The organism is Sulfitobacter sp. TBRI5 (assembly GCF_051013555.1).
Lineage (GTDB): Bacteria > Pseudomonadota > Alphaproteobacteria > Rhodobacterales > Rhodobacteraceae > JL08.
Map to the genome: position 1 here is coordinate 1364887 of NZ_CP112884.1, position 12310 is coordinate 1377196.

At 53.8% G+C, this 12310-nt stretch carries 12 protein-coding genes; 3 read left to right on the plus strand and 9 right to left on the minus strand.

Annotated features, from left to right (window positions below):
* Positions 1–3: 3 nt before the first annotated feature.
* Both OLX72_RS06995 and OLX72_RS07000 read left to right on the plus strand, forming a co-directional pair.
* On the plus strand, positions 4–1701 hold the full coding sequence (locus OLX72_RS06995) for a beta-1,6-N-acetylglucosaminyltransferase (protein ID WP_433990115.1): 1698 nt from the start codon (positions 4–6) through the stop codon (positions 1699–1701).
* On the plus strand, positions 1701–3143 hold the full coding sequence (locus OLX72_RS07000; RefSeq protein WP_433990116.1) for a sulfotransferase family 2 domain-containing protein: 1443 nt from the start codon (positions 1701–1703) through the stop codon (positions 3141–3143). Before OLX72_RS06995 ends, OLX72_RS07000 begins: the two co-directional genes overlap by 1 nt.
* Here the strand turns inward: OLX72_RS07000 and OLX72_RS07005 are convergent.
* From OLX72_RS07005 to OLX72_RS07035, 7 genes are all read right to left on the minus strand, one after another.
* On the minus strand, positions 3131–3595 hold the full coding sequence (locus tag OLX72_RS07005) for a PTS sugar transporter subunit IIA (RefSeq protein ID WP_433990117.1): 465 nt from the start codon (positions 3593–3595) through the stop codon (positions 3131–3133). The genes OLX72_RS07000 and OLX72_RS07005 overlap by 13 nt on opposite strands.
* Positions 3596–3634: 39 nt before the next feature.
* The gene (gene hpf, locus OLX72_RS07010) at positions 3635–4198 is read right to left on the minus strand and encodes a ribosome hibernation-promoting factor, HPF/YfiA family (protein WP_114871855.1); all 564 of its coding nucleotides are present in this window, start codon (positions 4196–4198) and stop codon (positions 3635–3637) included.
* Between the two features lie 249 nt (positions 4199–4447).
* Complete coding sequence (lptB, locus tag OLX72_RS07015; protein WP_433990118.1) at positions 4448–5206, minus strand: LPS export ABC transporter ATP-binding protein; 759 nt, start codon at positions 5204–5206, stop codon at positions 4448–4450.
* On the minus strand, positions 5206–5673 hold the full coding sequence (locus OLX72_RS07020; RefSeq protein WP_433990119.1) for an LptA/OstA family protein: 468 nt from the start codon (positions 5671–5673) through the stop codon (positions 5206–5208). The genes lptB and OLX72_RS07020 overlap by 1 nt, the downstream gene beginning before the upstream one ends.
* A gap of 42 nt (positions 5674–5715) precedes the next feature.
* The gene (lptC, locus tag OLX72_RS07025; protein ID WP_114871852.1) at positions 5716–6330 is read right to left on the minus strand and encodes an LPS export ABC transporter periplasmic protein LptC; all 615 of its coding nucleotides are present in this window, start codon (positions 6328–6330) and stop codon (positions 5716–5718) included.
* Position 6331: 1 nt separating this feature from the next.
* Positions 6332–7300, minus strand: coding sequence for a KpsF/GutQ family sugar-phosphate isomerase (locus OLX72_RS07030; protein ID WP_114871851.1), 969 nt, complete (start codon positions 7298–7300; stop codon positions 6332–6334).
* 12 nt (positions 7301–7312) lie between these two features.
* A complete protein-coding gene (locus tag OLX72_RS07035; protein WP_433990120.1) occupies positions 7313–7927 on the minus strand; it encodes a ribonuclease D in 615 nt (204 codons plus the stop codon).
* Positions 7928–8157: 230 nt separating this feature from the next.
* Between OLX72_RS07035 and OLX72_RS07040 the strand changes: the two genes are divergently transcribed.
* Positions 8158–8283 carry a hypothetical protein gene (locus OLX72_RS07040; RefSeq protein WP_302622783.1) on the plus strand — a complete coding sequence of 42 codons (126 nt, stop codon included), beginning with the start codon at positions 8158–8160 and terminating at the stop codon, positions 8281–8283.
* Between the two features lie 98 nt (positions 8284–8381).
* Here OLX72_RS07040 and OLX72_RS07045 read toward each other — a convergent pair whose 3' ends face one another.
* Both OLX72_RS07045 and OLX72_RS07050 read right to left on the minus strand, forming a co-directional pair.
* On the minus strand, positions 8382–10703 hold the full coding sequence (locus OLX72_RS07045) for a tetratricopeptide repeat protein (protein WP_433990121.1): 2322 nt from the start codon (positions 10701–10703) through the stop codon (positions 8382–8384).
* A gap of 265 nt (positions 10704–10968) precedes the next feature.
* Entirely contained in the window at positions 10969–11694 is a 726-nt protein-coding gene (locus OLX72_RS07050) for a sugar transferase (protein ID WP_433990122.1), read from the minus strand.
* Positions 11695–12310 lie beyond the last annotated feature (616 nt).

Consider the following 12310-nt stretch of genomic DNA (forward strand, 5'->3'; position numbering starts at 1 on the left):
GCATTGAGCGTCGGAATTGTCATGCTGGTGCACACCGCACTGGGAAGGGCCGAACAGGTGGCCCGACATTGGGCGGCTGCCGGCTGCCCGGTTGTGATCCACGTGGACAAGAACGTCGCGCACTCTGCCTATAACAGCTTTGTGCAATCGCTGGCCGATGTGCCGCATGTGCTGTTCAGCAAAAGGTTCCGCTGCGAATGGGGAACATGGGGCATTGTGGCCGCATCGCAATCCGGATCAGAATTGATGCTGGCGGAATTTCCGCAGGTTCGGCATGTCTATCTGATGTCGGGGTCGTGTTTGCCGCTGCGCCCGGTGGACGAATTGATCGAATACCTCGAAGACCGGCCGCAAACCGATTTCATCGAATCCGCCACAACATCGGATGTGCCCTGGACGGTTGGCGGGCTTGATCAGGAACGGTTCACCTTGCGGTTTCCGTTTTCATGGAAACGGTACCGGTTTCTTTTTGATGCCTATGTGGATCTGCAACGCCGATTGCATCTGACACGCAAGATGCCGCGCGGGCTGGTGCCGCATATGGGGTCGCAATGGTGGTGCCTGACCCGGCAAACCCTGTCTGCAATTCTGGAAGACCCTGAAAGGGGGCAGATCGACAGGTATTTCCGACAGGTCTGGATTCCGGATGAAAGCTATTTTCAGACATTGGCCCGGCAATATTCGATCAATATCGAAAGCCGGTCGCTGACCCTTTCCAAATTCGATTTTCAGGGCAAACCGCACATATTTTACGATGATCACCTTCAGTTGCTGCGCCGTTCGGATTGCTTTGTTGCACGCAAAATCTGGCCGCGCGCCGGAAAAATCTATCAGGCGTTTCTGACCGATGCGGCCACGGCCCTGAAACGGACAGAGCCTAATCCGGGGAAAATCGACCGGATATTTGCAAAGGCGGTTGAACGCCGGACCAGAGGACGCCCGGGTTTGTATATGCAAAGCCGTTTTCCAAATCAGGATTGGGAAAACGGGGCTACCGCTGGTCCGTATTCAGTATTTCAGGGGTTTTCAGAGCTGTTCGAAAACTTTGAACCCTGGCTGGAAAAAACAACGGGTGCGCGGGTGCACGGACATTTGTTCGCACCTGAACGTGTCGAATATGCGGGTGGCCAAACCGTGATAAACGGCGCGCTGAGTGACAGTGCGAAAGCCCGCGATTACGATCCCAACGCGTTTCTGACCAGCCTGATCTGGAACACGCGGGGTGAACGGCAGTGTTTCCAGTTCGGTCCTCGGGACCGGCAAAAGATCAACTGGAAAATAGCGAAGGATTCGAATGCGCAGGTGTCCGTAATCAGCGGCGCCTGGTCCGTTCCCTTGTTCAAATCCAATCGCAATTTTGCGGATATCCGAAAAGAAGCGGCGCTTTTGCAAAAGATCGAAAACAAGCATCTGGATCTTCTGAGATCGCCGCAGAACAAGGCACGGGTGCGCATCTGGACAATGGCCGAGTTTATCGAGGCGCCGATGGAGCCGCTGCAAAGCATTCTGGACGAAATCGGACACGCGTCGTCGCGGCGGTTGTCCGAAGTGCCGAAAATGGTTGATCTGAACGGGTTTGGCCAGTTCCTGCAAAATCTGAAAAATCAGGGAATGCATCCGCACCTGATGGGCGATTTTCCGGTTGAACACGGGTCAAACCAATCGCCGCCTGCGCCGCGCAAACCCTATCTTGTTCAGTGATGGCGGGAAATTTCGATTACTTCGTTGTGCTGGCGGAAATGCGCACAGGGTCCAATTTTCTTGAATCCAATCTGAACGCGTTTGCGCGCCTTGTTTGCCACGGTGAGGCGTTCAACCCGCATTTCATCGGGTACCCCAAATCCAGCGAAATTCTGGGTATCACTCAGGATGTGCGTGACCGGGATCCGGCGCGTCTGATCAACGCGATCAGGACCAAATCGGATGGATTGGGCGGTTTCAGGTTCTTTCACGATCATGACCCGCGCGCATTCGATCTGTTTTTGCCTGATCCGCGCTGTGCCAAAGTAATTCTGACGCGTAACCCGCTGGACAGTTATGTTTCGTGGAAGATTGCGCAGGCAACCGGCCAATGGAAGTTAACCGATTTAAAGCGCCGAAAGGATGGCAAGGCCGAATTCGACGCCGAAGAATTTGCGGATCATCTGAACGTATTGCAGACGTTTCAGATGAAAATCCTGCACGGTCTGCAAACTACAGGGCAAACTGCATTCTATCTGTCCTATGAAGACTTGCAGGATCTGGAGGTCGTGAACGGCATAGGCCGCTTTCTGGGACAGGATGATGTTCTGAAAGGGCTGGAAAAAAAGCTGAAAAAGCAGAACCCGGAACCCACGGTAGACAAGGTCGTGAACAGGAAGGAAATGATGTCCAGTATTGCCGGGCTGGATTGGTTCAACCTGTCGCGTACCCCGAATTTTGAACCCAGACGCGGGCCGGTCGTGCCCAGCTATGTTGCAGCAGCCAAGGCACCGCTGCTTTACTTGCCGATACGCGGATCGTGCGAAGCGGTTGTGACAGACTGGATGGCCGGGCTTGATGGCGTTTCGCAGGATGATCTGACCACCGGAATGAACCAGAAAAACCTGCGTCAATGGAAACGCCGGAACACCGGACACAGAAGCTTTACCGTCCTGCGGCACCCTGTTGCGCGTGCTCATTCCGTATTCTGTGAACGCATTCTGAACACCGGTGAAGGAAGTTTTGCGCAAATACGCCAGACATTAAAGACCCGCTACAAGGTGCCCTTGCCCCAAAACCAGCAACAATCCGGATATGACCGGGCTGCGCACCGGACCGCGTTTGTTGCGTTTCTGGAATTCCTGCGCGGGAATCTGGCTGGCCAAACGGCCATTCGTGTGGATGCCACCTGGTGTACTCAATCCCAGGCCTTGCAAGGTTTTGGCGAATTTGTCCTGCCTGATTATGTCCTGCGAGAAGACGAGCTTTCCAGCGCTTTACCGGCGCTTGCGATGCAATATGGATATTCGAATCCACCCGTACCACATGCGGCCGCTGCCGACACTCCGTTTGCGTTGGCGGACATTTACGATGAACAAATCGAACAAATGGTCGCCGATATCTATCAGCGAGATTACATGATGTTCGGATTTTCGGAATGGGGCGGCGGTCACGCCGCCTGAACTGATTGCGCTTCCGTCAGGATTGCATAAATCGTAGCCGCATCGGGGTTGGCCCGAAGTTTCGCGCATACGGATGCGTCACGCAATGTACGTGATACCAGCGCCAGTGCCTTCAAATGCTCGACACCGGCATCCTCGGGCGCAAACAACGCAAACGCAAGATCAACAGGCTGCCGGTCTATCGAATTGAAATCTATCGGTTTTTCCAAAAGGATAAACGCCCCGACCACAGATTCCACGCCCGGCAGGCGCGCGTGTGGCAATGCCACGCCGTTTCCCACGCCTGTCGGGCCAAGGGTTTCCCGTTCCATCAATGCTTCGACCGTTTCGGCGGCGGGAAGGCCGTAGGCGACAAAGGCAAGATCGGAAAGATCATGCAAAAGCCGCTTTTTGCTTGAGGTCGAAGCCACCACCTTTACCGCCTGAGGGGCGAGGATCTTGGACATTTCCATGTTTTCTCCAATGGCTTTATGACGGCGCGGGTTTCACATTCAGGGGTCGATCCATCCGATGTTGCCGTCATCGCGGCGATAAACGACGTTGACCCCGTTCTTACTCTCGTTTCGAAACACCAATACAGGTGCGCCTGCCAATTCCATTTGCATTACGGCCTCTCCAACCGAGAGAGACGGTATTTTCATTTCCATTTCAGCAACGATCATCGGCTGGAGTGTTTCCGGCTCGATCGCATCCGAGTCTTCTTCCGACGCGAGGATATAAGAGGATGCTCCAAACAATTCAACCGGTTCCGCACGGTCGCGATGATGATCTTTCAGTCGCCTTTTGTAACGGCGCAACTGTTTTTCCATTTTCTCGCGGCAGGCATCGAAAGCGGCATAGATTTCGTGGGCATGTCCCTTTGCCTGCGCAGTCAGTCCGGTGGATAAATGCACCGTCGATTCACATACATATTCGCTGGCGGATTTGGAAAACACGACGTTTGCGTCTGTCGGACGTTCGGCATATTTTTTGACGGCTTCGTTCAATTCGTCCTTCACATGTATTTGAAGGGCTTCGCCGATATCGATTTGTTTTCCGGTGATTTGATAGCGCATTATCTCTCCCTTTTTATTTGACACGCGGACACAGCTTGCCAGTGGTTTTCCGTCAAGGTTTATGGCCGAATGCAGGATAGGACGCCGGAGTTTGACATTGCAAAGTCCGGGCCCCGACAAACGGGCGGACGAACTTCCGAGTCAAAGAACACAAGATCCATACCCTATTTGAGGCGAAATACGGGGGGGCTGTCAATCAAAAGCGGTGACTTGGTAGGCGGAAAATTGGTTAACGAATTTTGAACCATTTTAGGATATTTTAAAATTGTCACCAAGATAGACCCGGCGCACATTTTCGTTCTGCACCACTTCGTCCGGTGTGCCTGACATCAGAACCTGACCATCATGCAGGATATAGGCTCGATCAACAATTTCTAATGTTTCCCGAACGTTATGGTCGGTAATCAGAACACCGATGCCGCGTTTTTTGAGATCTGCCACCAGATGTCTGATATCGCCCACGGATATCGGATCAACACCTGCAAACGGTTCGTCCAGCAGAAGATATTTTGGGTTGGCGGCCAGACAGCGGGCAATCTCGACCCGCCGGCGCTCGCCTCCTGACAATGCCAGCGCTGGGGCGCGTCGCAGGTGTTCTATCGAAAACTCTGACAGAAGTTCTTCGAGGCGTTCGCGCCGTTTGTGCCGGTCCTTCTCGGTGATATCCAGTATGGCCGAGATGTTATCTTCGACATTCAGGCCGCGGAAAATACTCATTTCCTGAGGCAGGTAACCTATGCCCAGTTGGGCGCGGCGATACATGGGCAGATATGTGGCATCCTGACCATCTATCAGTACACGACCGCCCTCTGGCATCACCAAACCTGCAACGGCATAGAACGTTGTTGTCTTGCCCGATCCGTTGGGGCCCAGCAGGGCAACAACCTCACCCCGTTTCAATTGCATGCTAAAGTTTCTGATCACAACTTTCTTGCGATAGCTCTTGCGCAATTGTTCGATGCAAAGGCCGGAATTTCCGTTGGTCAGACTCAGATTCGGCTTTGGCATCAATCGGTTCCAGTCCGAAAGATGGTTTTAACCCTCCCGTTCATTTGCGCTGTGCCATCGCGCAGGTTCACGGTCATCTTGTCTGCGGTCAGCGCATTCTGGCCCTGCGTCAGCAGGACATTTGTGGTCATGACGATGGTGCCGCTGACAATGTCATAATCGGCGCGCTCTGCCTCGGCGGCATCCGCACCGCTGACCAGTGTCACGCCACCGGTTGCCTCCAGGCGCTGGATTTCAGAATTTTCTTCGCTGTAAACGACCAGAACTGAAGCAGCCGCCAGACGCATTTCGCCCTGAACCACCAGAACATCGCCATCAAAAACAGCCGTTCCGTCCAACTGGCTTACGGAAAGCGTATCTGATGTCACTTCAACTGGTAAATCGGGGTCTTGTTTGATGACGCCGAACGTGACCTGCGCACTTTCGGCTTGGGCAACTGCCCAATCCGGCGCAAAAGCGGTTATCACGACACACGTGACTATTGAAAAAAGACGCAAATACGCCACCGGTTATCTGTCCGTTTGTTTGGGGCGGTATATCAGCTTTACCCCGTTTGTGAAAACCATTTGAACAACCTCGCTGTCGGGGTCGGATCGCAACTGCATTTTGCCGGCCTGCAAGTCCCCCAAAGGGCTGGTGGCAGACACGGATGACAATGTATCAGCTTCGATTCGCGATAAGGAAGACCGCAGATGTTCGGTGCGGATTACGTAGCCTTCGCTGTTTTCGATGACGACAGACCCCCTGAAAACAACAACTTCACCTGCTGCATCCAGTTCTCCGCTTTTGGCAGTCAGCTTGATCTGCCCGCCCTCGTTCAGATTGATCTGACCGACCAGATTATCCGCCTCCGGACGCTCTGAACCGGCTGTGCCGGGTCTGACCACACTGGCGCTGACACTGATTTGGTCGCCTGCATCAGTGGTGCCTGCGAAAACCGGCCCGGTGATCTGCTGCGTGCGCAAACGTTCCTGAACCTCGGTATCGGCGAAGGGAATGGTGTTTGTCGGGTCCACACTGCGCGACAGCAGGAACATCGTCGACAGCAGGGCAAGCGCCGTCAGTGGCAGCAAAACCTTTAGCCAGGCGATCAGGCGCGAATAGCGATCTACGCGCTTGGCCATTCTAGCCCAGCCCGACCCGCAAACAGTCGTGAATGTGCAACAGCCCGATCGCTTTGGGCGGGCCGGCCGGGTCTACGACAAACAGGCAGGTGATCTTGCGCTTGTTCATGATCGCCACGGCCTGTTCGGCAAGTGCATCGGGGGCAATTGTCGTTGGATTATGCGTCATGACATCGTCAGCGTTCAGCGACAAAAGGCCATCCATGTGGCGGCGCAAATCACCATCTGTGATAATACCCGTCAGGATGCCCTGATCATCGCACACACCAACAACGCCAAACCCCTTTTGGCTGATTTCGATCAGCGCATCGCCCATTTTGGCAGAACCAGCGACTGTCGGTACTGCATCGCCCTTGTGCATCAGGTCACGTACACGACTTAGTTGCGCCCCAAGTTTTCCGCCCGGATGAAATTCACGGAAATGTTCGGGCGTGAAAGCGCGATGTTCCATCAGGGCCACGGCAAGAGCATCGCCCAGCGCCAGGGTCATCGTGGTTGAAGATGTCGGTACCACGCCTGTTCCGCAGGCCTCTTCGGCGCGCGGCAGGATCAAGCCGATATCGGATTGCCGGATCAGCGTCGATTCTGCGCGGCTGGCAACGCCAATCATGGGGATATCAAAGCGGCGTGTGTAGGCAATGACATCGGCAAGTTCCGGCGTTTCGCCCGAATTTGACAGAACCAGCGCCACATCCCCCTGCGCAACCATGCCCAGATCGCCATGGCTGGCCTCGGCCGGGTGGACAAAATGCGCCGGAGTTCCTGTGCTTGCAAAGGTTGCGGCAATCTTTCGTGCGATGTGGCCGGATTTTCCCATGCCCAGAACGATAACCCGGCCTTTTGCATCCAGAAGCATTTGCACCGCCGCTGCGAAAGACTCATCAAGACCCGCTGACAAGAGCGCAAGCGCTTTGGTTTCGGTATCAATCACCCGGCGGGCGGTGCTCAAAAACTGTTCAGGCCCGGTCATGTCTGTGATCTTTCAGGAATGTGCAAAAATATCGGTTTCGGGCCAGCCTGCCAAATCCAGCTTTGCCCGCATTGGCAAAAAGTCAAAGCACGCCTTGGCGATGTCGGCACGCCCTTCACGGACAAGCATCGTATCCAAAGCATCCCGCAGCTGATGCAGGTACAGAACATCCGACGCAGCATATTCAATTTGGGCATTGCTAAGGTCACGTGCACCCCAATCGCTGGATTGCTGCTGTTTGGACAGGTCAACCCCAAGTAATTCCTGTGTCAGGTTTTTCAATCCGTGCCGGTCGGTATAGGTGCGCACCAGTCGGCTTGCGATTTTCGTGCAGTAAACCGGCGCGGTTATTACCGCGAATGCGTTGTACATGGCCGCGATGTCAAATCGACCGAAATGGAACAGCTTCAGCACATCGGGGTTTTCCAACAATGCACACAGGTTGGGTGCCGTCGTCTGACCAAGTTCGATCTGAACGATATGCGCGTTGCCGTCGCCGCTGCTAAGCTGAACAACACACAGGCGATCACGATGGGGATTCAACCCCATTGTTTCACAATCGATAGCCACAACCGGCCCCATATCCAGCCCGCCGGGAAGATCGTTTTGATAAAGATGATTTGTCATGGCGCACCTATATCGCGGCTTTGATGAATGGGAAAGTGGCGGTTTTTTTAACCGTCAGCGCGCCGGACCGCCAATACAGGTTTCCGGTAGTCTAATTTACAAGAGCGCAGTATGCTTGGGTTTCGTGATCAGGGTTACACCGTTCTTTCCGGGTTCTTTTTTGTTATCATTCCGTTATCGGATGGCCCGGTTGATCGTCATTGGTCGCAAGACAAACAAGGATACACCAAATGAAACTATTTGTTCCTTTTGCAATTGTTCTGCTTCTCTGCGCCTGTGAGCCGGGACAGAATTCAACTTCGATCAATGGCGAACAGCTGTCTTCGATCCCGACCTATACTTACGACGGGCGTTAGAAGGTACCGGTTCTCGCAGGTTGCCACGCAGACGCATGACATTCACGTGCCACGCCTGACACAGCGCCCCTCGCTCGCAGCCAAAGCTGTTCTCGGATCTATTCCGGTGCTGGGAGTTTTTCTAAAGTTTCGCGCGCAACATCAAATTGCGGAAGCGGCCTGTCACCTGCAATTTCCAAAGCGCGTGTCAAAGTTTCCCGTGCCTCCTGGGTTCTTTCAAGGGCGGCATAGGTCATGCCAAGATGGAACTGGACCAACGGATCTTCCGGCAATCCGGCTGCTGCCGGCTCCAGATATGCCAGAGCTTCTTCGTAATTGCCGCGTCGGTATTCGATCCAGCCATAGGTATCCTGAAGCGGCGGAAACGTTGTGCCCTTCAGGCGACTGGCGATTGCAAAACCACGTTCAAGGCTTTCGGGATCTGTGCGATGCGTGGTGATCAGGCTGGCCAGGTTGTTGGCAAGAATGACGCTGCTGCTGTTCTTCGCATACAAGTCTTCGTAAATCGCGATTGCGCCTTCAAAGTCCTGCGCTTTTTCAAGCCGTTCTGCTTTGAGCAAAAGCGCACTGCTGGCATCCGGTCTTTGTGCAATGACCTTGTCCACAAGTTCACCGGCTTCGGCATCGCGGCCTTCGGCGATCAGCAGGCTGTAATAGGTTCTCAGGACACGATCGTTTCCGGGAAACTCTTCCAGAAGTTTCTTGTATTCTTCCTCGGCGCGGGCGCGATCATCTTCCAGAAAATAAAGGCCGGCCCGCAGGAACCGCAAAGAAGGGTCGTTGGGTCTGGCCACAAGCTGTTCTTCCAATAGCGCGGTTGCTTCGTCCAGTTGACCATCCCGCACCTGGGTTTCAACCAGTGCGGCAAGAGCGCCGGTGTTTCCAGTGTCTTCACTCAGCATGTCCTTGAGGAAAGAAATCGTGTCTTCGGTGCGTTCCTGACGTGACAGAACTTCTGCCTCGATACCATTCGCAACGTTGGTTGCCTGATCGGTTTCCAGTGCGCGCAAGGACCAAACAATGCGTGTCGCCCGGTTCCAATCCTGCTGGGCAATATAAATCATCGCCATATTGCGAAGCAGCTCGATGTTCTGGGGCGCTTTGTTCAACGCTTCCTGAATAACCGACTGGGCGGATTCAATGCGGTTGTCCGCCATAAGGAATGACGCATAGCGCAGCGATTCAGCCGGGGCAGCGCCAGACACGTCCACCGCAAGCGCATAGCGTTCGCCGGCCAGTTCACGGGCACCTTCCCGTTCATGTGCCTGGCCCATCAATGTCATGATCGAGGCATCGTTGGGCGCGCCCGCCAACGCGGTTCTCAGGGCGACGATGGCCTCGCTCGGCTTGTCTTCGTCGATCAGCCATGCCGCTTGCATTTTCAGCGCTGCAACGTGGCCGGAATCTTCCGCCAGAATTTCCTCTACCAAAGAACGCGCGCCAACCGGATTATTGGTCTGGATCAGCATTCTGGCCAGCAGGATCTGCGAATTGCGCCGGTCATCGCTTGGTTCGTTCTGCTCCAACACCTGTTCAAGTTCGGCGATGGCCTCGTCCTGCTTGCCCTCTTCAAAGTCCATCGAGGCAAGAAGGGCGCGATACACCAGATTTTCTTCTTCTGATTCAACAAGACGGGCCAGTTCAGCGCGGGCGGCTTCCGGCCCCTGAGTTTCTGTCAAGAACTGTACGACAACGATTTTTGCTGCTGGTTCCGCGTCGGGGCGGTTCGCAAGTTCGCGCAAAAATGCTTCGGCGCCTTCCAGATCGTTGCGTTCCAGATACCAGGCGATCAGCGTGCGTTGCAGATCGATGTTTTCAGGAAACTTCGATACCATTTCCTTGAGGGATGCTTCGACGCCTTTGTTGTCCCCTAGCTCGTACTGAACCTGCAGGCGCGCCATCAAAAGCTCGAATGAATCGGGCTCGAATTCTATGCCCTGATTAAGCTGTACCAGCGCCTGATCAAATTCCTGACGGTTTACCAAATGCTCGACAACGATGCGGCGTGCGATTCCGTCTTCCGGGTTTGTCTCCAACACGTCTTTCAGAATTTCGGCCTGTTTGCGCGCTTCGGGTTCGTTCGAATCGCGGCGTGCCTTTACAAAATCAAGCGCTGCAATCAGGGCCAGAACATCTGCGTTATCCGGCGCCAGTTCATATGCCGCACGTCCGTGGCGTTCGCCTTCTTCCCAGTCGCGGTTCAGCATTGCCATGCGTGCAAGCTCGATCCGGCCTTCCAGATTCTCGGGATAAAACTCGACCAGCGTGAGGTACTGCTTGAAAGCGCCCCGGATCTTGCCTGCATCACTTTGAGTGCGCGCATAGGCCAAACGGGCTTCCTTGTGACGCGGATTGAGTTTGAACACGTTGCGAAACTCAACTTCGGCACGGGCAACATCCCCCTGCTCCAACAGTGACATGCCGCTTTCATAATGTTTTTGCGCCCGCTCTTCAGAACTTTCGCAAGCAGCTAGAAAGAGAGTGGCAGAAAGCAGGGCCGCAGTGATTCCCGGAATACGAAGCATCTTGATTGGTTCCATCCTGTTTGGCAGGTCAGTCGACCCGTTTTCCTAGACGTACAATGTTATCATAAAGTGTAACATCGAAAAGGGTCGCAGATGAAGGCGACCCTTTGTTGTATGATCATTGTCGGTTGTTTGCCATCGTGACAATGCCGTGCCGAGTTCAGTACCCCGTTCCGCGCAAAACCACACCGACGGTTTTGAACAGAATCTTGATATCCGTAATCAGGCTCATGTCATTGAAGTAACGCGTATCAAACCGGGCGCGCGCCGAAAAGCTGCTCTCGTTACGGTCAGAAATCTGCCAGTATCCGGTCAAACCAGGACGCATCGAGAAATACGCAAGACCAGGATAAAGATCGCGCTGATCGGGCATCATCGGGCGCGGTCCGACAAGGCTCATTTCGCCTGTCAGAACGTTCCACAGCTGGGGAAGTTCATCCAAAGAGCTCTTGCGTAGAATAGAACCGAACGATGTAATCCTCGGGTCATTTTTCAACTTTTGCGATTCTGCCCATTCCTTGGCAGCTTCGCCGTTTTCGGCAAGGTAGCCGCTCAGGAACTTGTCAGCATCGGGGATCATCGTCCGCAGTTTCCACATCGAAAAGACGCGGCCATTACGTCCGATACGGTTCTGGCGGTAGAAAGGGTTCGCGCCATCCCGCGCAATCAGGGCGCACAGGATCAGGATTACCGGGACGACAAAAGGCGCGGCGATCAGCACCAGAGCCAGGTCGCACACACGCTTGAAAAAGGATCCATACCAACCCTTCTGAACTACAGAAGGTTCAAGGACGAATTTTCCGGATACATCCGCTACAAAAGCGGCATCGCGCTTAAATTGCTTATCTTGAATGGTCATTTCAAATCTTTCAATCAGTACAAACACAGAACCACATTTCAGCAACGCGTAACAAACGACGCCGCCGTCAAGTCGAATTTAACCGCTCTAGCTTTTTTTATTTGCGCAACAAACAGATCAGCGTGCACTTTTTATTAACACTGAATTAACATCTGAACTGCCAGCATGCCAGAGAAAAATCCAACGATTGCCGAATCTTGGCCTGAGGTGCTTTGAATCGCTTAAAATGTGGCCGTATTGTCCAGCAGGGTTCAAAAATAAATCTCAAAATCAGTCTTTAGTTCCGTTTCGGGGACAATGTGTGTGGTCAAGACTGCGTTCAAAACTAATGTCGAATCGAGCATTTGTGCTGCAAATCCCCTAAATACGCCGATGCATCATGCAAAGGCCGGATTGGTGACTTTTTTTCGCCAGATATGACTGTTTCACTGCGCGCCAGAAGGTGAAAGCCGTGGCGCGACGTGCGCGCCCGATCAATAAGAGCTGAAGCCAGGGTCTGGCTTGCGGTAGTCAACGAGAGGCAGCGATATAGTGTCTGACGTCGCAACATACACACACTCTTCACGGTGGCGCGTGGTGGTAAAGCCACCGTTTGATATTGTGCGCGCCAACCATAGCAGCGTTCTGAGGCATGACACATCAC